The following is an 18,495-nucleotide window of genomic DNA, read 5'->3' on the forward strand; positions in this document are numbered from 1 at the left end:
CTGACGAGAGATATGGAGACGCTTCGCCTTTCGGACAACCCCTTCGCTTTCTATTTTTTAGCGAGAGAACATCCTAGCCGTCGTCGCTCTCGGCAGACACCTCGCAGGTGACGGCACGATTGCGCCCTTGCCGCTTGGCCCGATAGGTGGCGTCATCGGCGCGCTCGATGACCGCGGCGATACGCTCATCGCCCTCCTGAAAGCTGGTCAGCCCGAGGCTCAGCGTGACACGGAAATCGCGCCCGCCCTGGGAGACCTCGACCTCGCCGACCGCCTCTACCAGCGACTGGGCCAGCTGCTCGGCATGGGCCACCGTGCAGCTGGGCAGCAGGACCGCGAACTCGTCGCCGCCCTGGCGCGCCACGTGATCGCTGCGGCGCACTTCCCACGCCACCACCTGGGCGATGCGCCTGAGCATCTCGTCACCCAGGGCATGCCCGCCTTCGTCGTTGATCGGCTTGAAGTGATCCAGGTCGAAGAGAATCAGGGAAGCCGGATTGCCGGTCTTGCGCCAGTCCGCCAGGGCTTCCTCGAGGCGTCGCTCGAAGCCGCGGCGGTTGAGCAGTCCGGTCAGGGGATCATGCTCGGCCTCCCACTGACGAAGCGCCTCCTCCTCGCGCCGCTCGGTGATGTCCTTCACCGTGCCTACGAATCCCAGCACACGATCCTCCGCCATCGCGGGGCGAGTATGCACCTCGAGCCAAAGCGGCTCGCCGCTTCGACGGTAATAGCGAAACTGCTGCAGGAAGTCCTCGCCGCTCGCCATGCTGTGATGCCAGAGTTCCAGCACCGTGGCGCTATCGTCAGGATGGATATGGCGCATCCACTCGTGACGTGCCTCCTGGTACACCTTGAAGCCGGTCAGCTCGACGAGGGCCTGGTTCATGTAGGTCAGGGCGCCTTCGGTGTCGGTCACGAACATGCCGACCGGCGAGCTGGCGAGCACCGCATCCAGAAAGGCCTGGCGACCTTCCAGGCTGGCCAGCGCCTGGCTGCGCTCCACCTCGACGTGATTGAAGGTATCGGCCACCTGCTGGAGCTCGTGCATGCGCGTATCGAGCGACACCCGTTGCCGATGCCCTCTCCCGACCTCCTGCATCTGGCGCTTCAGCCGTAACAGAGGGCTCAACAGCCGCCACAGCAGCCAGCCAATGAGCGGCAGCAGCAGGCCGGCGACCAACACGAACCACCCCCCCAGGCGCCTCAGCCATCCTTCCAGCGGCGCGATCACCTGGTCGCGCGGCAGCGTCACACTGACGATCCAGCCCGCCGGCCAGATCTGACGATAGGCCTTGTAACCCGCCCGTTCGCCCGACAGCAGCTCGCTCGCTTCGCCTTCCCAGCCCATCAGGGCCAGCTCCTGCCAGTCCGTCCGCTCCTCCTCGGGCAGCGTGTGCAACACCTTGTCGTCCCGGGGGTGGTAGAGGTAGGTTCCGTTGTCGCTCATCACGCTGGCATAGCCATGTTCACCCAGCCGAAGGCGATCCAGTCGCTGGAAGAGCCCGCCCCCTTGCCTGCCCCCGTTCAGCTGCAACGCACCGCCGACCATGCCCTGGAAACGTCCAAGCTCGTCCCGCCTCGGCACGGCGAACACGACCATCGGGATGTCACTCAGCAACGAGTGAAAAGGCTCGCTGACGTAGGGGCGACGAAAGGCACGAACGTGCTGGAAGTAGTCGCGAAACGACAGATCGACCCCCTGCATATCCGGATTTTCCGGCCAAAGCGCCGAGACCCCTCCCTCGGCATCGGTGACCATGAGCCAGTCGAACCACTCGAGCAGCGCCTCGCTATGACGAAGTCCGTGCTGTGGCGACGGAACGCGATCCACGTCGAGCCGATTCGCCAGACGCTCCAGCGAACGGAGTCGCGACGCCACCTGGCTCGTCAGGTCATCGGCGATCAGCCGAGCCTCATAGCGCAGATGCGTGTTGCTGGAGGATTCGAGCAGCCTGTCGCCGGTTCGCCATCCAAAGGTGAGCAACAGGGCCATGACGACGATCCAGGTCGACAGCAGGCCCAGCATCAGACGGCCCTTCAGCGACTGGGCATGGCGCCAGTAGGTCGAGAGTCGGAACGGCACGGATCACCTCCATATGACGGGGCCGTCACTACTGTATCAGACTAAACTAAACTTACTTCTCCCCTTTTGTCGGCACCTGACACAAGCCACCGATTGATCCCCGCCCCAGGCGGAAACGGCAACGCAAGGGCAAGGAAAGACGGCATGGCAAGGATGCCCGACAGGGAAAGATTCGGAGGCCGCGCACGTTACGCAACCCGGGGCCCCGTGAACATCACCATGCGCACCGATAATCGGCACTGCACGCCATGTCAGGGTATTCGAAGACCGCAGAGGAAAGCCGGACGAGAAGCTCAGCAGCAGAAGCCTAAACGCCGAGCAACGCATCGAAGCCCGCAGCACGGATGAGGTGACTCCACCGGCAGGCCGGCAGGATGATGGAAAACACGAAAGAGGCGGGACGACCGGTCGCCCCGCCTGCCACTCAGCGCTTCTCGACGCGAAGCTCGTAGTTATTGACGCCTGTCATCCCTGAACCGAATTTCTGCCCCTGCACTTGGATGCGATACTGTCCCGGCGCCAGCTCGGTGGTCAGGTCGACATCGCCGTCGAAGCCCTGCCCGGCGCCTTCGACCACCACTCGGCCCGCGTCGTCGAGCACCTCGAGTTCGATCCGGTAGGTGTCCTCGTAACCGGTGGGGAAAGTCGAGGTGGTGATGGCGACCCTGCCCTGCTCGGCCATTTCGAAGGTCATGACCTTACCGCGGGCGCGGATCTTGACGTCGGTGACGATGGTCTCGAAGCCGGAGCGCTGGGCGGATTCGCCCTCTTGTGTGCTCTGAGCCACTGGCTCGGCGCTTGCGGAAGCGTTGGCGGCCTCACCGGCCGAGGCCGTCGCCTCGGCTTGAGCCCCAGCGGCGCCGCCGCCGAGGGTGGCCACGGCGTCATCACCGCGCACGAATACGGAATCGCCGCCCTGCCGGTTCGTGCCGGTGAAGAAGATGCCCTCGCCGTCGCTGACGCTGTCCTCGATGACGCGACCCTGGTCGTCCAGCCCGGCCACATGCACGGAGTAGCCGTCGCCAGCACGGCCACGGGTGCCGAAGCGTTGCCCCTCGACGCGCAGCACGTAGTCGCCGGGCGCCAGCCGCTGGCGCATCTCCAGGCCGCCGTTCTGGCCCAGCGCCTCGCCGCGAGCGATCACGTCACCGTTCTCGTCTTCCAGCACCGCGGCGATGCGGTAGTCGTTTGAGTAGCCGGAGGTCACCCGGCTGGTGAAGCGATAGTTCCCCGCCTCGGTGACTTCGAAGGCATGCTCGTTGGTACTACCGAACAGGAAGCTGCGGCTATGGGCATCGGTCTCGGCATTGAAGAAGCCCGTCAGGTCCATGCCCTTGCCTTCCTCGCGGAAGCGCTCTTCCATCTCGCTGGCAAGCGCCGTCCCGGCGGAGAGCGCCACGCCCAGCGCCAGCAGGCTCGCGGTCACGATCGGCCGTTTCATAACACCTCACTTGATGACTTGCTTTGCATTCAATGAAAAAAGCCGACCCCGGGGGATCGGCTTTCGATGTTCACACCCTAGTGCAGGGTAACCCTGCGCATGGGATCAGAACAGGTATACGACACCGGTACCGATGAAGTCACCGTCATCGCCAGAACGGTCGTAGACGCCGGCCTCACCGAAGACATACATGGCATCGGAGATGTTATAGGTCACGCCGCCCAGCACTTCGTTGAAGGAGTCATCACCTTCATACTGGCCGGACACCGGGTTGAAGCCATTGGGGTTGGCAACAACCCCCGCCAGATCGTCATCTGCCTCGACGCGCTGGTAGGCCAGGTAGACATCGCCGGGACCGTAACCGTAGCGAGCACCCAGGCCATAACGATCGATCTCACCAGACTCATCCATGAAGTCGATATCGGTGCGCTCATACTTGAAGGACAGGCGCAGTGCGTTCATGGAGTAGTTGGCAGCGAAGCTGTACGCATCAAAATCGGCAATGTCATTGCTACCGACCTCGACGCTATGAGTCTCGAGATCGTCATAGACGGCAGAAAGCTGCAGGTTGCCAACCGTATACTTCACGCCGCCGAAGAAGGAGGCATTACGCTCCATGCGACCGCTGGAGTCATACTTGAAGTTGGAGTTAACGTCTTCGCCATCGCCTTTATACTGAGTACCCAGGGCGAACTGCAGGCCATTGAACACCGGGGAAGTGTAGGTCAGCTTGTCGCCTTCACGATCACCGCCGTCAATACCCAGGAAATCGAAAGCGTTGCCCAGGTCAGTGGTCGAGTCTGACACATCGGCCAGTTCGTTGTTGGTGATCCAGTCCTGAGACCAGTCGTCGATCAGCGGATCGTAAGAACCAAGGCGAACGTCACCGAAGTTGCCCTTCAGACCAATATAAGCCTGGTCACCAGTATCACGACCGGTGATCTTCTTCTCGTCGGCCTGGAAGTCGTCGAACTCGAGCTTCAGGTAGCCGGTCAGACCGTCGTAGATCACGTGCTCGGCGGCGAAGCCGAAGGTCGAGCCGTTATCGAAGAGGGAGTCAGTGCTCTCGGAGCTCAGGTTACCAGCCTCATCACGCTCGGCCTCATCGAAGCTGGCCACAGCCAGCTGGATGTTGCCGTAGATGTCGAGCTTGGTGCCGTCCTGGTTGTAGACGGTGGCGGCCTGGGCGCCGGAGGCAGCCATGGCACCGGCGATGGCAGTCGCTAACAGTGTCTTTTTCATTGCGATAATCCTTTTGACTAGCTTGCTGTTTCGATCGATAGCCGCGCGCTCTTTTCGAGTCTTTGCGGCGGGTTTGCCGGTCTTGGTGCCGGTTCTCGTTGTTGCTCGCCTCCTCTCGGGAAGCGGCAGCAGCGAGCCTGACCACGGCGAAACCTTGTTATAGTCCAATGCTCGCAGAAGAAACTCTATACCGGGATTTGCAGGAGCGCAACAAGAAAAAAACACTGTTTTCCTTCGTCACATCCCCCGATCACCGTCAGTTCCCGCCACGATCGAGGCCGAGTCGCCTCACGGCGCCTCTCCGCCGCTACCGTTCGTCAAGCGCGGCAGGGCAACGGCACCTCGCCACGCTTCACCGTGTCCTAAAACAGCGTTCGGCAGCGATGAGCGGACTCATCATGCCCCGGGGATATGACGGTTTCAAGTCAGACGAACGATGAAACAAGGCCCACCGTCAACGCTGGCGGCCCCCTCTTCAACGCCCGTTATGGCGTGCCATCAGCTCACCGAGCTTGCGGTGAAGCCGGTCATCGGCGGGCTCGTCCTGGGGGGAAGGCTCGGCCGTCGCTCGAGCGGCGGCAGGCGAGGCAGCATCGGGCGCGCCGCTGGCTTCCTTCGGCTGAGAGGAAGGCTCGTCGGTACGCGACTGGCGAGGCTTGCGCGCCTTCGCCGGCTTGCCCTTGCGCTGACGCTCGGCCTGCAGGCGTTCCAGCTTCCGGTGAGCATGCTCGGCGGCACCGCGATCCACCACCCCCGCCGGCGACCCCTCGAGGTCGATCCGCTCGGCACCCTCACGCACCGATTTCAGGTAGCGCGGCAGGTTGACGTAGCAGGCCAGGGCGCGGCGTACCAGCTTCTCGGGCCAGGGCTCCAGGGCGCTCAGATCCTCGTGGATGCCGACCTTGAGCGGCCGGGTATGGCCCTTGAAGAAGGCGTCGCCGTAGCGCTGATACCACTGGGCGAGCAGGGCCTGGGGAGAAGGCGCCTCCTCGACGGGCAGCGCGGCCTGCTGTGGGGCATCGGACGAGGCGGAAACGGCGGCAGTCTCTTCGGCATCCGCCTCATCGGCCGCCGGCGCCGCGGCACGATGATGCCCCATCAGGGCGGAGAGCCCGAGGCCCTGGCGGTGCGTCGAAACGGGCGGCTCCGCCACGGTCTCGTCGAGCCGGGCCTGGAGCCGCTGGGCATGCGCCTCGAGTTCACGGCCCTGCTCATCGAGCTCGCGGTTCTCCTCGACGAGTTCCAGCCGCGCCGCCTCGGACTCGGCCAGCGTCGCCTCCAGCGCCTTGATGCGCCGCGCCAGCTCATCGCGCTGCTCCTGGGCCGCCACGGATCGCGCCTGCAGCTCGGCGTTGCGCGCTTCCAGGGCCTGACGGTTCTGCTCCAGTTCGCTCAGCCGGTTCTGCAGGGCCTGATGCTGCACCCGACCCTCGACGCGCGCCTCGAGCAATGCCTCGACGCGAGATTCCAGGGTCGCCATGAGACGACGGGGGCGTTCATCGATCAACTCCGGATCCTCCATGCATGCCCGGGGTAAGACGACTGGGGTCCATATGACGTCGCCTCAGGGCCGGCGGCGCCAGTCGTCAGTCTGTGTCACTCCGCGGCGTCTGGCAAACCCCGGCGCCGGTATTGCACGAAGTCATAGGCCGGCTGCCCCTCGGCGGGCTGGCCCGGCACGCGCTGCCGCTCTTCCCACTCGGCCTCGTCCAGTTCGGGGAAGCGGGCATCGCCCTCCACCTCGACGCCCACCTCGGTGAGATAGAGCCGGCTCGCCTTCGGCAGCGCCTGGGCATAGATCTGGCCGCCGCCCATCACCATGATCTCGTCGACGCCGTCGATGGTGGCCTGCCGGTCGGCCAGCGCCAGCGCTTCATCGAGGTCGTGGCAGACCCGCACGCCCTCGGGCTGGAAACCGGAATCACGCGTGACGACGATGTTGAGCCGCCCGGGCAGCGGCCGGCCGATGGACTCGAACGTCTTGCGCCCCATGACCAGCGGCTTGGACTGGGTCATGCGCTTGAAGAACTTCAGGTCCTCGGGCAGGTACCAGGGCAGCTGGTTGTCCACGCCGATGACCCGGTTCGCGGACATCGCGGCGATCATCGCCACCGGGACGAGCGTCTCGTCGTTCATACGGCCACCTCTGCCTTGATGTGGGGGTGCGGGTCGTAGCCCTCGATGGCGATGTGCTCGAAGTGGAAGTCGAACAGATCGGTCACGCTCGGGTCGAGCGCCAGTCGCGGCGCCGGGCGCGGGTCACGCGACAGCTGCTCCCGGGCCTGGTCCAGGTGATTCAGATAGAGATGGGCGTCGCCCAGGGTGTGCACGAAGTCGCCGGGCTCGAGGCCTGCCACCTGGGCGATCATCTGCGTCAGCAGCGCGTAGCTGGCGATATTGAAGGGCACGCCGAGGAAGATGTCGGCGCTGCGCTGGTAGAGCTGGCAGGAGAGCTTGCCGTCGGCCACGTAGAACTGGAACAGGCAGTGGCACGGCGGCAGCGCCATCTCGTCGACCAGCGCCGGATTCCAGGCCGAGACGATCAGCCGGCGCGAGCGCGGATTGGTCCGCAGCTGCTCCAGCAGATTGGCGATCTGGTCGACGTGCCCGCCGCGCGGGTCCGGCCAGCTACGCCACTGATAGCCATAGACCGGGCCCAGCTCGCCGTTCTCGTCGGCCCACTCGTCCCAGATGCGCACCCCGTTGTCCTTGAGGTAGGCGATGTTGGTATCGCCGGCCAGGAACCACAGCAGCTCGTGGATGATCGAGCGCAGGTGCAGCTTCTTGGTGGTGACGAGCGGGAAACCACGGGACAGGTCGAAGCGCATCTGGTGGCCGAACAGCGAGCGGGTGCCGACGCCGGTGCGGTCGTCGCGCTCCACGCCGTGATCGAGCACGGCGCGCATCAGGTCCAGATAGGGCTGTTCGAGGGCGGGAGGGGCGTTGGCGGTCACGGGCATGGTCGACGGCTGAAAATGGGCCACACATTCTACATGCCCGGGCGGTGGCCGCCCATAGCGGCCACCGCCCTGCTGCGCTCAGGCCGCAGCGTCGACCCTGGCATCCACTGGCCGGCCGCGGGACCAGGCCATCAGCGCCACGCCGGCGATGATCATCGGCAGCGACAGCAGCATGCCCATGGTCAGCCAGTCGAAGGCGATGAAGCCGAGCTGCGGGTCCGGGCGACGCACGAACTCCACGCCGAAGCGGAACACGCCGTAGAGCGTCAGGAACAGCCCCGACACCAGGCCGCGACGGCGCGGCGTGGCCGAGACCCACCACAGCACCGCGAACAGCACCGCCCCTTCCAGCACCGCCTCATACAGCGATGAAGGATGGCGCGGCTCGTTCCCCAGACCGGGGAACACCAGCCCCCAGGGCAGGTCGGTGACCCGGCCCGGCAGCTCGTGGTTGATGAAGTTGCCGATGCGCCCGGCTCCCAGGCCGATCGGCACCAGCGGGGCGACGAAATCGGTGAGGGTGAAGAACGCCAGCCGCTTCTTGCGAGCGAAGTAGAGCGAGGCCAGTAGCACGCCAATCATGCCGCCGTGGAAGCTCATGCCGCCGTCCCAGACGCGCAGGATCCAAAGCGGATCGCCCAGCCACTGGTCGAGGCCGTAGAACAGCGCATAGCCCAGCCGTCCGCCGAGCACCACGCCCAGGGCGGCATAGAAGATCAGGTCACCCACATCGTCGCCATTGAGGCCGATGCGAGCGGCGCGGCGGCGGCCCAGCCACCAGGCGGCGATGAAGCCGATGACGTACATCAGGCCATACCAGTGAACCTGGAGCGGACCAAGCGAGATGGCCACGGGGTCGATATCGGGATAGCGCAGCATGGGGGCCTCGAACGATGCGGGGAAGAAAGGTAAGGACAGGGGCAGACCGCGGTGGCGCCGCGGTCGGGATCATAGCAGCAAGCCGGGGGCGACCGTCACCGGCTGGCCGGCGAAGGAGAGGCACCGCTGGCGAACGGGAGGCGGCTCATGCGTCTTCCTCCCCCATCAGGCGCCCGGGCAACCAGTGTTGCACGCGATCCAGCAGGTCCTGGGGACGATAAGGCTTGGCCAGGTAGTCATCCATGCCGGCCTCGCGGAAGCGGCGGCGATCGCTTTCGCCGGCATTGGCGGTCAAGGCCACCAGCACGCTGCGCCCCCGATCGCCACGCTCGGCTTCCCGGGTCCGCCAGGCACGACAGGTCTCCACGCCGTCCAGGCCGGCCATGTAGATATCCAGGAAGACCATGTCGAAAGGCGACGCCTCCAGGCTGTCGAGGGCTTCCCGGCCGCTGGTGGCCGTGACCACCTCGAGCCCCCGCCCCTCCAGCACCTTGCGCGCCAGCATCAGGTTGACCGGACCATCGTCGACGACCAGCACCCGGGGGGCGGACGCTGTCGGCAGCGCTGCCTCCGTCGGTTCCGGGTCGCCAAGGTTCTCCAGCAGCACCGCGGTCTCCGCCAGCCGCTCCCGCAGCCCCGCCAGAGCGTTGCGCTCGGCGTCTCCGTCCGGGCGCTGAAAACGCTCGCCCTGCAACACCTCGGACACGGAAGCCATCAGCGGCTGCAGCATCTGTTGCAGGTGGCTGAGATAGCCGGACTTGAGCCGCGACTCCTCCTGGGCGCGCACGCGTCCGGTCTCGAGCCGAGCCAGGCGGCCCTGCTGGGCCTGAAGATCATCATTGAGGCGACGCTCCACGCCGCGCACGGCCTCCAGCTCGGCCCGCCAGCGTGCGCCGAGGGCATCGCAGCTCTCCGCCACGGCCTCGAGGCGTCGCTCGAGCGGCAGGCCGGCATCCTGGAGCCGTCCCGCCCCGGGGGCATCGTCGCCACCGATGGCGACCAGCCGCTCGTTGAGCCGGCCGAAGGCCGCCTCGACTCGGGCTTCCTCGGCGCGGAGGCGCTGGCGCAGCAGCATCAGGAAGGCCGTCACGTTGAGGCCGCTGCCGACCGCCAGCACCAGCAGCCACCAGAACGTATCGCCCCAGGAGACCGGGGACAGCACCGGCCAGCGGCCGCTCAGTCCTACCGCCAGCCACAGCCCCACCAGCACCACCTGGAGGGCCAGCAATGGCCAGAGAATCGGCGTGACCAGACGTGGCCAGGCTCGCTCCTTGCTTGTCTCGACACTCATTGTCATCCCTGTATCGCGTCGATTGTCGTCGGCAGAGTGTACGATGCCGGGCCGACCCTGTCATGACGGGGCTTTGCGCGTGCCGACGAGCGGGGTAGTCTGGCAGCCATGTGCCTGATTGCCCTCGCCCACCGGCCCGACGCCTCCGTCGTGCTGCGCCTGGTGGCCAACCGTGACGAGTTCCACGCCCGCCCCACCGCGCCGCTGGCGGCGTGGGACGACGCTCCCGGCATCGTCGGCGGCCGCGACCTGCAGGCCGGCGGCGGCTGGCTCGCCGTGCACCGGCGCGGACGCTTCTCCGCCGTGACCAACGTCCGCGACCCGGCGCTTTCGGCCCCCGAAGACGCCCCCAGCCGCGGCGACCTGGTGCGCTCGGCCCTGGAGGCCGATGATCTCGAAGGCTGGCTGGGCGCGCTCGCCGACGGCGACGCCCGACGCTACGCGGGTTTCAACCTGCTGGTCGGCGACGGCCGGCGACTGTGGTATCTCCATCGCGGCCGCGATCGTGTTCGGCTCGAGCGCCTCGCCCCCGGCCTGCACGGCCTCTCCAATGCCGAACGGGACACGCCCTGGCCGAAGCTGATGGCCGCGCGCCGCGGGCTTGCCGACAGCCTGGGCAACGGACGCTGGCCGGATGACGCCCTGGCGCCGCTCGCCGACGCTCGCGAGGCAGAGGACGCACGGCTGCCGGATACCGGCGTGGGCCAGGCACTCGAACGCCGCCTCTCGGCGGCGTTCATCGTCGGTGAAGACTACGGTACCCGGGCCACCAGCTGGCTGGAATGGCGCGCCGACGGCCGACTGACTCTCGGCGAACGGCGCTTCGGTCCGAACGGCACCTCACTCGGCGAGCATCGGCTGACGCTCGACACGCCACCGCCTGCCGGCGGCACTGGCGCCTGACCGAGCGTCAGGCATCCTTGGGCGGCAGCAGGTGGGCGAGCTGCCAATCGCTCATGCTCGCCTCCAGGCAGCGCCTGACGCCCAGCGGCGAGGATTCGGCCAGGGCGTCTTCCACCAGCGTCTGCGCCGACGTCAGGCTGACGCGGCGGATGGCGGCCCGCACCTTGGGCAGGCTCGGCGCGTTCATCGACAGCGCATCGAAGCCCATGCCCATCAGCAACAGCGCCCCGGCCGGATCGGCCGCCAGCTCGCCGCACACCGAGATCGGCACCTTCAGCGCCGTCGCCTCCCGCGCCAGACGCGCCATGGCCGACAGCACCGCCGGATGACAGGCGTCGTAGAGATCCGCCACCCGGGGGTTGTTGCGATCCACCGCCAGCAGGTACTGGGTCAGGTCGTTGCTGCCCACCGAGAAGAAGTCCACCCGCTCGGCCAGCGCATCGAGCTGATAGAGGGTCGCCGGCACCTCGATCATCGCCCCGACCTGAGGCCTGGCCACCTCGACGCCGTCCTCGCCGAGCTCGCGAATGGCCCGTTCCAGCAGCCGCAGGGCGTCGTCGACCTCGTCGACGTTGGTGATCATCGGCAGCAGGATCTGCAGGTTATCGAGCCCCTGTGACGCCCGCAGCATGGCCCGCAGCTGGACCATCAGCACCTCGGGGTGATCCAGGGTGACGCGGATGCCGCGCCAGCCGAGGAAGGGGTTGGCCTCCTCGATGGGGAAATAGGGCAGGTCCTTGTCGCCGCCGATGTCCAGGGTGCGCATCACCACCGGCAGCGGGGCGAAGCCCTCCAGCTGCTCGCGGTAGAGCCGGGTCTGCTCCTGCTCCCCGGGGAAACGTTCGGTGATCATGAACGGCACTTCGGTGCGATACAGCCCCACCCCGCCGATCCGCGACTTGAGCGATGCCATGGCGTCCACCGCGAGGCCGGTGTTGACCAGCAGCCGCACGTCGTGACCGTCCGGCGTGCGACTCGGCAGATCCTGTTCGTGCTCGAGCAGCTCCGAGAGCGCCCGCTCCTCCTCGATCAGGCCTTCGTAGTGGCTCTCGATATCGGGGCTCGGACGCACGAACAGCCGCCCGCGGTGGCCGTCGAGCACCAGTCTGGCGCCGTTGAGCCTGGGCAGCGGCAGATCGACCATGCCCAGCACGGTGGGAATACCCATGGCGCGGGCCACGATCGCCACATGGGACGTGCTGGAGCCGCGCACCGAGACGATGCCCGCCAGCTTGTCCCGCGGCACCTCGCCGAGCATCGCCACGCTGATCTCGTCGCTGACCAGCACGGTGCGCTCCGGATACACGTCGGGCGTCGCGGAGGTGTTTTCCTGCAGATGGGCCAGCACGCGCCGCCCCAGGTCGCGCACGTCCGCCGCCCGTTCGCGCAGGTAGTCGTCGCTCACTCGCTCCAGGTACTGCACGTGGCGACGCACCACGTCGGCCAGCGCCCCGGGGGCCCACTGTCCCTCGCGGATGCGCTTGACCACCTCCTGGAACAGCGCCTCCTCGCCGAGCATCTGCTGATAGACGTCGAACAGCGCCAGTTCCTGGGCGGAAATGCGGTTGGCCAGGCGCTCGCCGGCGGCGCGTATCTCGTCGCGAACCCGACCGATCGCCTCGCTGAGCCGCTCGATCTCGTACTCTTCGTCGGTGGGGATGAGGTCGGGCACGCTGTCGAGATCGGCGGGCGGCGCGATCACCACCGCCTCGCCGATGGCCATGCCCGGCGAGGCCGCGACCCCGGTGAAGGTGGCCTGACCGCCGGGCAGCGACGGCCGAGTCAGGCTGCCGGTGGCCAGCGCATGAGCCAGCACGCCGGCGAGCTGTGCGGCCATCGTGACCAGGAAGGCCTCGTCGGCCTCGTCGAAGCGACGCTTGTCGGCCTGCTGAACCACCAGCACGCCGAGCATGCGACGCTGATGGATGATCGGCACGCCGAGGAAGCTGGAATAGCGCTCCTCGCCGGTGGTCTCGAAGTAGCGGAAATAGGGATGGGCCCGGGCGTCCTCGAGATTGAGGGGTTCCTCCCGCTGGGCCACCAGCCCGACCAGGCCCTCGCCCACCGGCAGGCTCACATGGCCCACGGCCTGGGTGCGCAGGCCGATGGTCTCCATCAGCACCAGGCGGTCGAGCTGGGTATCGAAGAGGTAGAAGGAGCATACGTCGGTACGCATGGCCTTGCGGATGCGCCGCACCATGGTCGACAGGGCGGCCTCCAGATTGCGAGCCCCGTTGACCTCCAGGATGATGCGGCGCAGTACCTCGAGCATCGGCGTTTTACTGTCCATTGTCGTTATGCCTCGCTGAGGGTATAGCCGGGGCCGAGCCCGGCGCGTGTCGTGGCGTCAGCCATGCCCCAGCGCCAGGCGCTGGGCGCGCGGTGACAGCTCGCGCAGCGCGCGCCGGTAGACCTCGCGCTTGAAGGGCACCACCTGGCCCAGCGGGTACCAGTAGCTGACCCAGCGCCAGCCGTCGAACTCCGGTTTGGCCGCACCGCCATCCATGCTGATGCGGGTCTCGCCACAGCGGATCCTGAGCAGGAACCACTTCTGCTTCTGGCCGATGCACACCGGCCGGGAACGGGTTCTTACCATGCGGCGCGGTAGGCGGTAGCGCAACCAGCCTCGGGTACAGGCAAGCACCTCGACGTCATCGGCCGTCAGGCCGACCTCCTCGTAGAGTTCGCGAAACAGTGCCTGTTGCGGTGTCTCGTTCGCCTTGATGCCTCCCTGGGGAAACTGCCACGCATTCTGCCCTACCCGACGCGCCCATAGCAGTTGCCCTTCGTCGTTGGCGAGAATGATGCCAACGTTGGGGCGAAAGCCATCTGCGTCGATCACGGACTTCACCTTATGAATCCAGTCTTCACTGCATTCTTCCACAAGGCCGTGAAACGTATCAATACGCCAATGGGGCCATGCTCGTAGGGGCCGGGCGGTTCTGCCATAATCCCGGGCTCGACGCGACAACGATACCGACGCGCCCCAACCCGCGACGCGCGCCCGACAACCAAGAGGAAAGCCGTGAGCCTCGCCATCTTCGACCTGGACAACACCCTGCTCTCCATCGACAGCGACCACGCCTGGGGGGAGTTCCTGCTCGAGCAGGGCGCCGTGGACCCGGTGGCCTACAAGGAAGCCAACGACCGCTTCATGGCCGACTACGAGGCCGGCACCCTGGACATGAACGAATTCCTGGCGGTGGCGCTCAAGCCTCTGGCCGACAACTCTCCTGCACAGCTGGCGGCCTGGCACCAGCAGTTCATGGCCAGCAAGATCGAGCCGCACATCCTGCCCCGCGGCGAAGAGCTGATCGCCCGCCACCGGGCCAGCGGCGACACCCTGCTGATCGTTACCGCCACCAACCGTTTCATCACCGGCCCCATCGCCGAGCGCCTGGGCATCGACGAGCTGATCGCCGTGGAACCGGAGATGGTCGACGGGCGCTACACCGGCCGGGTCAGCGGCGTACCGAGCTTTCGTGAAGGCAAGGTGACGCGCCTGGAGCAGTGGCTCGAGCAACGCGAACTCTCCCTGCACGGCGCCTGGTTCTACAGCGATTCCCACAACGACCTGCCGCTGCTGGAGCTCGTCGACCACCCGGTGGCCGTGGACCCGGACGACTCGCTTCGCCAGGCCGCCGAGCAGCGCGACTGGCGGATCATCAGCCTGCGGGACTGAGCCGGCCCGGCTTCGCCGGGAGCTCGAAGCTCGAAGCTGGAAGAGCGGCGCTTCGCGCCTGGAAGAAAGACAAAAAACCCCGCACAGGCCATGCCGTGCGGGGTTTTCTTACAGCTTCAAGCTTCAAGCTTACGGCTGGCGTCAGCCCAGCAGATGCTCCACCGCGGCACGCTCTTCGCGCAGCTCGTTCTCGGTGGCGGTCATGCGCTCGCGGCTGAAGTCGTCGACCGCCAGGTCCTGCACGATCTCGTACTTGCCGTCCTTGCACACCACCGGGTAGGAATACATGATGCCCGGCTCGATGCCGTAGCTGCCGTCGGCCGGGATGCCCATGCTGACGATGCCGTCGCTGCCCAGCGCCCAGTCACGCATGTGGTCGATGGCCGCGGACGCCGCGGAGGCGGCGGAAGAGGCACCGCGGGCCTTGATGATGGCCGCGCCGCGCTGCTGCACGGTGGGGATGAAGTCGTTCTCGTACCAGTCGCGCTCGACCAGCTCCAGGGCCGGCTTGCCGTCGACCTTGCAGTGGGCCAGATCCGGATACTGGGTGGCGCTGTGGTTGCCCCACACGATCATCGACTCGACGTCGGTGCTGTGCTTGCCGGTCTTCTGGGCCAGCTGGGTCAGGGCGCGGTTGTGGTCCAGACGCATCATGGCGGTGAACTGGCCGGCATCGAGGTCCGGCGCGTTGCAGGACGCGATCAGGGCATTGGTGTTGGCCGGGTTGCCCACCACCAGCACACGGACGTCGCGGCTGGCGACGTCGTTCAGGGCCTTGCCCTGGGCAGAGAAGATGGCGGCGTTGGCTTCCAGCAGGTCCTTGCGCTCCATGCCCGGACCGCGCGGACGAGCGCCGACCAGCAGGGCGAAATCGGCATCCTTGAAGGCGACGTTGGGGTCGTCGGAGGCGACGATGTCCTGCACCAGCGGGAAGGCGCAGTCGTTGAGTTCCATCACCACACCGTTGAGCGCGTCCATGGCCGGCGTGATCTCGAGCAGCTGCAGGATGACCGGCTGGTCCTTGCCGAGCATGTCGCCGGAGGCGATGCGGAACGCCAGGGAGTAGCTGATCTGGCCGGCAGCGCCGGTAATGGCAATACGGACGGGGTCTTTCATCGTGGCTCCTTCGGTTGTCGCCGTGAGGATCGGCCGGGGCGCCTGAGCGGCCCGGCCAGGATCAAAACCGAGGGAAATGGTATGCCTGCGCTGCACAAAACTCAATTCGACGTGCGACGCACTCGCAGGAGGCCAGGATCAGGCGCCGCTGGAGGCGCGAACCTCGGGGGCGTGTGCCGCGTGCAGTCGGGCGATCAGGCGGTCCTCCAGGGAGAAGCGCTCGTCGAGCCCCTTGGACAGGCGATCCAGCCAGGCCGGCAGCCGCGTCAGATAATGCTGGCAGCGTACCGGCGTGGCGTAGTCCTCGTCGAAGGCCAGCACCAGCTCGGTGGACATCTCGAGACGCTCGAGCAGGCGATCGGCGAGTTCGAGGGCGCCGCCGTCCTCGAAGGCCTCGGCCTCGGCCTTGAGCTGGGGGTAGATCTCGAAGTGCCCGGCGCTGATGTAGTCCATCAGCAGCTCGCTGAAGGCATCGATGCGTGGCTTGGTGATCTCCTCCAGGTCGGCGTCACAGGCCGCCTTGAGCTCGTCGAAGTGCGCCAGTAGCGTGCGCCGCTCGCCGAGCCAGCGATCGATCAGCCTGTGAACGCCTCCCCAGCGCTCCTGCGCGCTCTTGCAGTCTTCCAGCATGGTGCTTCCCTCGCTCGATGAATCCGACCTCGGACACCCAACCGCCCGGTGGAGACTCAGAGTCCTCCCTGGGGCGGGCGCTGTCAATCCTGCGGCGCATCCTCCGACCAACGATAGCCGGTGCGCGACCGGCAGGCACGCCACAGCAGCCCCAGCGGCACCACCGCCAGCATCGCGAAGCCGATCAGCGTCCAGCCCGGCAGCGACAGCCCCAGGAAGCGCGCGCTGATCTCGGCACACTCGCCGGAGGCGTTGAGCACCATGGACACCACCTGCTGCAGGGGCAGCACCTCCATCATGTAGTCGAGGCCGGGGCCGCAGCTCGGCACCTCGTCGGCGGGCAGCGACTGCAGCCACAGGTGACGCCAGGCCAGGCCGATGCCGGTGCCCACCGCCCCCAGCGACAGCAACCCGTAGAGCGCCCCACCGAGGCGCCCTTTCGGGTCGTGCAGTGCCGCCACGGCGAACACCACACCGGCGGCGATCACCGCCACCCGCTGGAAGATGCACAGCGGGCAGGGCTCTAGCCCGCCGAGGTGCTCGAGGCCCAGGGCCACCGCCATCATCATCACGCAGAAGGCCAGGCCCACCAGGCTCCAGCCGCGCACGCGCGCCTCGCGCATCGCATCGATCATGCTGCCCCCCCCGAACGCAGCGGGCTGAAGGCGCGAGACTCACGCGCCCGGGCGAAGTAGTCGGCCAGGAAGTCGGCGAAGGGTTCGACGTCGGCGGCCTCGATGTCGCCCTGCTGCTGATGGGAGGTCTCCACCAGCTGGTCGAACAGCGCCTCGCGGGCGCGCTCGATGGGCTCCTCCCGCAGGCGCTCGCCCTGCTCGCCGGCCAGCGCCAGGATCGCCTCCACGAACTCCTCGCCGCCGGTTTCCAGGCGCTCGAGCATCCGCCCGGACGGCGTCAGCGACGGATCCTCGAGGCGTGGCGCCAGTGCCGCCAGGGCGGCGGCGTGGGGCGCACCCTCCTCGAGACGATCCAGCAGCGCGGCGATCTCGCCGAGCCCCTTGAAGATATCGCCGCCCCAGTCGGCGATGGAGCGCTTGGCGCCATGGTGATCGAGGCGCAGCTCGGGATCGCGCCCGCGGGACACCACCAGGCGGCGGTTGAAGTCCAGGTGCTCGCACTCCTCGTCGGAGATCCAGGGGCTCTCGGTGAGCAGGCACCACAGCAGGAAGACGTCGATGAAACGGCTCTGGTGGGCGTCGATGCCGAGCGGATCGAAGGGGTTGAGGTCGAGGCAGCGCACCTCGATGTACTCCACGCCGCGGGCCTCCAGCGCCTGGCTGGGCGTCTCGTCGTGGCGCGCCACCCGCTTGGGCCGAATGTCGCTGTAGTACTCGTTCTCGATCTGCAGGATGTTGGCATTGAGCTGGCGCCACTCGTCGTCCACGCGCACGCCGCGGGCCTCATAGTCCGGCCAGGGCGTGAAGATGGCGTGGCGCAGGGTGTTGACGTAGTTCGACAGCGAGTTGAAGCAGATCTTGAGCTGCTCCTGCACCTTGTTCTGGTAGCCCAGGTCGGACATGCGCAGGCTGGTGGCGTAGCGCGATACCAGCGTCTGGTCAGCGTGGGGCTCGAGCCCCTCCGGCACCCGACCGTCGGGCAGGAAGCTGCGGTCCACCGCCGGCGAGGCGCCGAACAGGTACAGCAGCAGCCAGCTGTGGCGGCGGAAGTTGCGGATCAGCGCGAAATAGCGCGCCGAGCGATAGTCCTGTATCGCCGTCTCGCCCTCGCCGTCGAGTTCGCGCAGCAGCGCGAACAGGTCGTCGGGCAGCGAGACGTTGTAGTGCACCCCGGCGATCGCCTGCATGATGCGCCCGTAGCGCACGTCCAGGCCGCGGCGATAGACGTGTTTCATGCGACCCACGTTGGAGTCGCCGTAGTCGGCGATCGGCACGCTGTCGTTGCCGTCGAGCCGGGCCGGCATGCTGGCCGGCCAGATCCGCTCCTCGCCCAGCTGGCGATAGCTGAAGCGATGCAGGTCGGCGAGGAAATCCAGGGCGTCTTCCGGGCGGCTGTAGACCGGGGTGATGTACTCCAGCAGCGCTTCGGAATAGTCGGTGGTGATGTGCGGATGGGTGAGCTTGGAGCCCAGCGCCCGGGGATGCGGGCTCTGAGCGATGCGCCCCGCGCCGTCGACGCGCAGCCCTTCCTTCTCGATACCGCGGCGCAGACGACCGAAACGCCCCTGGTCGGCCAGCCGGCCGAGGCGCTCGATGTGGGGGGAAAGCGATTCGGACAAGGTGATCACCCCGT

Annotated in this window: 16 protein-coding genes; 2 read left to right on the plus strand and 14 right to left on the minus strand. The window is 67.0% G+C overall.

What is annotated here, in order from left to right:
* Window positions 1–73: 73 nt before the first annotated feature.
* The 8 genes from C9J49_RS05400 to C9J49_RS05435 form a co-directional block, all read right to left on the minus strand.
* The gene (locus tag C9J49_RS05400) at window positions 74–2,083 is read right to left on the minus strand and encodes a diguanylate cyclase (RefSeq protein ID WP_107182272.1); all 2,010 of its coding nucleotides are present in this window, start codon (window positions 2,081–2,083) and stop codon (window positions 74–76) included.
* A 424-nt stretch (window positions 2,084–2,507) separates the two neighbouring features.
* Window positions 2,508–3,524, minus strand: coding sequence for a hypothetical protein (locus C9J49_RS05405; protein WP_107182271.1), 1,017 nt, complete (start codon window positions 3,522–3,524; stop codon window positions 2,508–2,510).
* 105 nt (window positions 3,525–3,629) lie between these two features.
* Window positions 3,630–4,766 carry a porin gene (locus tag C9J49_RS05410; protein ID WP_046079197.1) on the minus strand — a complete coding sequence of 379 codons (1,137 nt, stop codon included), beginning with the start codon at window positions 4,764–4,766 and terminating at the stop codon, window positions 3,630–3,632.
* 475 nt (window positions 4,767–5,241) lie between these two features.
* Window positions 5,242–6,273: a ProQ/FINO family protein gene (locus tag C9J49_RS17315; protein WP_237022352.1), complete on the minus strand. Its 1,032-nt coding sequence runs from the start codon at window positions 6,271–6,273 to the stop codon at window positions 5,242–5,244.
* 89 nt (window positions 6,274–6,362) lie between these two features.
* Complete coding sequence (locus C9J49_RS05420; protein WP_046079198.1) at window positions 6,363–6,902, minus strand: dihydrofolate reductase; 540 nt, start codon at window positions 6,900–6,902, stop codon at window positions 6,363–6,365.
* Window positions 6,899–7,726, minus strand: a complete 828-nt coding sequence (locus C9J49_RS05425; RefSeq protein WP_107182270.1) for a thymidylate synthase — start codon at window positions 7,724–7,726, stop codon at window positions 6,899–6,901. The genes C9J49_RS05420 and C9J49_RS05425 overlap by 4 nt, the downstream gene beginning before the upstream one ends.
* Before the next feature lie 78 nt (window positions 7,727–7,804).
* Window positions 7,805–8,605 carry a prolipoprotein diacylglyceryl transferase gene (lgt, locus tag C9J49_RS05430; RefSeq protein WP_107182269.1) on the minus strand — a complete coding sequence of 267 codons (801 nt, stop codon included), beginning with the start codon at window positions 8,603–8,605 and terminating at the stop codon, window positions 7,805–7,807.
* A 145-nt stretch (window positions 8,606–8,750) separates the two neighbouring features.
* Window positions 8,751–9,896, minus strand: a complete 1,146-nt coding sequence (locus tag C9J49_RS05435) for a response regulator (RefSeq protein ID WP_046079200.1) — start codon at window positions 9,894–9,896, stop codon at window positions 8,751–8,753.
* A 108-nt stretch (window positions 9,897–10,004) separates the two neighbouring features.
* Here C9J49_RS05435 and C9J49_RS05440 point away from each other — a divergent pair, with 108 nt between their 5' ends.
* Window positions 10,005–10,799 carry an NRDE family protein gene (locus C9J49_RS05440; RefSeq protein ID WP_107182268.1) on the plus strand — a complete coding sequence of 265 codons (795 nt, stop codon included), beginning with the start codon at window positions 10,005–10,007 and terminating at the stop codon, window positions 10,797–10,799.
* 7 nt (window positions 10,800–10,806) lie between these two features.
* Here the strand turns inward: C9J49_RS05440 and ptsP are convergent, their stop codons facing one another.
* On the minus strand, window positions 10,807–13,071 hold the full coding sequence (gene ptsP, locus C9J49_RS05445; RefSeq protein WP_046079202.1) for a phosphoenolpyruvate--protein phosphotransferase: 2,265 nt from the start codon (window positions 13,069–13,071) through the stop codon (window positions 10,807–10,809).
* A gap of 75 nt (window positions 13,072–13,146) precedes the next feature.
* Window positions 13,147–13,641: an RNA pyrophosphohydrolase gene (locus C9J49_RS05450; protein WP_035594262.1), complete on the minus strand. Its 495-nt coding sequence runs from the start codon at window positions 13,639–13,641 to the stop codon at window positions 13,147–13,149.
* A 183-nt stretch (window positions 13,642–13,824) separates the two neighbouring features.
* On the opposite strand from C9J49_RS05450, the gene C9J49_RS05455 reads away from it, so the two are divergent.
* The gene (locus C9J49_RS05455) at window positions 13,825–14,481 is read left to right on the plus strand and encodes an HAD family phosphatase (RefSeq protein WP_035594203.1); all 657 of its coding nucleotides are present in this window, start codon (window positions 13,825–13,827) and stop codon (window positions 14,479–14,481) included.
* 141 nt (window positions 14,482–14,622) lie between these two features.
* Here C9J49_RS05455 and C9J49_RS05460 read toward each other — a convergent pair whose 3' ends face one another.
* The 4 genes from C9J49_RS05460 to gshA all read right to left on the minus strand — a co-directional run bounded on the left by C9J49_RS05460 (window position 14,623) and on the right by gshA (window position 18,490).
* The gene (locus tag C9J49_RS05460; protein ID WP_046079203.1) at window positions 14,623–15,597 is read right to left on the minus strand and encodes a malate dehydrogenase; all 975 of its coding nucleotides are present in this window, start codon (window positions 15,595–15,597) and stop codon (window positions 14,623–14,625) included.
* 138 nt (window positions 15,598–15,735) lie between these two features.
* On the minus strand, window positions 15,736–16,227 hold the full coding sequence (rsd, locus tag C9J49_RS05465) for a sigma D regulator (protein WP_107182267.1): 492 nt from the start codon (window positions 16,225–16,227) through the stop codon (window positions 15,736–15,738).
* Between the two features lie 83 nt (window positions 16,228–16,310).
* Complete coding sequence (locus C9J49_RS05470; protein ID WP_107182266.1) at window positions 16,311–16,862, minus strand: disulfide bond formation protein B; 552 nt, start codon at window positions 16,860–16,862, stop codon at window positions 16,311–16,313.
* Window positions 16,859–18,490, minus strand: coding sequence for a glutamate--cysteine ligase (gshA, locus tag C9J49_RS05475; protein WP_046079205.1), 1,632 nt, complete (start codon window positions 18,488–18,490; stop codon window positions 16,859–16,861). The genes C9J49_RS05470 and gshA overlap by 4 nt, the downstream gene beginning before the upstream one ends.
* Between the last annotated feature and the right edge of the window lie 5 nt (window positions 18,491–18,495).

Origin of the sequence: Halomonas sp. SL1, from assembly GCF_003030865.2 — a bacterium.
Taxonomy (GTDB): Bacteria; Pseudomonadota; Gammaproteobacteria; order Pseudomonadales; family Halomonadaceae; genus Halomonas; species Halomonas halophila.

Excerpts from the sequence above, each read along its gene's own strand:
- C9J49_RS05405 (WP_107182271.1), bottom strand. The coding sequence starts at position 3,524 with ATGAAACGGCCGATCGTGACCGCGAGCCTGCTGGCGCTGGGCGTGGCG.
- C9J49_RS05410 (WP_046079197.1), bottom strand. The coding sequence starts at position 4,766 with ATGAAAAAGACACTGTTAGCGACTGCCATCGCCGGTGCCATGGCTGCC.
- C9J49_RS05420 (WP_046079198.1), bottom strand. The coding sequence starts at position 6,902 with ATGAACGACGAGACGCTCGTCCCGGTGGCGATGATCGCCGCGATGTCC.
- C9J49_RS05425 (WP_107182270.1), bottom strand. The coding sequence starts at position 7,726 with ATGCCCGTGACCGCCAACGCCCCTCCCGCCCTCGAACAGCCCTATCTG.
- lgt (WP_107182269.1), bottom strand. The coding sequence starts at position 8,605 with ATGCTGCGCTATCCCGATATCGACCCCGTGGCCATCTCGCTTGGTCCG.
- C9J49_RS05435 (WP_046079200.1), bottom strand. The coding sequence starts at position 9,896 with ATGAGTGTCGAGACAAGCAAGGAGCGAGCCTGGCCACGTCTGGTCACG.
- C9J49_RS05440 (WP_107182268.1), top strand. The coding sequence starts at position 10,005 with ATGTGCCTGATTGCCCTCGCCCACCGGCCCGACGCCTCCGTCGTGCTG.
- ptsP (WP_046079202.1), bottom strand. The coding sequence starts at position 13,071 with ATGCTCGAGGTACTGCGCCGCATCATCCTGGAGGTCAACGGGGCTCGC.
- C9J49_RS05460 (WP_046079203.1), bottom strand. The coding sequence starts at position 15,597 with ATGAAAGACCCCGTCCGTATTGCCATTACCGGCGCTGCCGGCCAGATC.
- rsd (WP_107182267.1), bottom strand. The coding sequence starts at position 16,227 with ATGCTGGAAGACTGCAAGAGCGCGCAGGAGCGCTGGGGAGGCGTTCAC.
- C9J49_RS05470 (WP_107182266.1), bottom strand. The coding sequence starts at position 16,862 with ATGATCGATGCGATGCGCGAGGCGCGCGTGCGCGGCTGGAGCCTGGTG.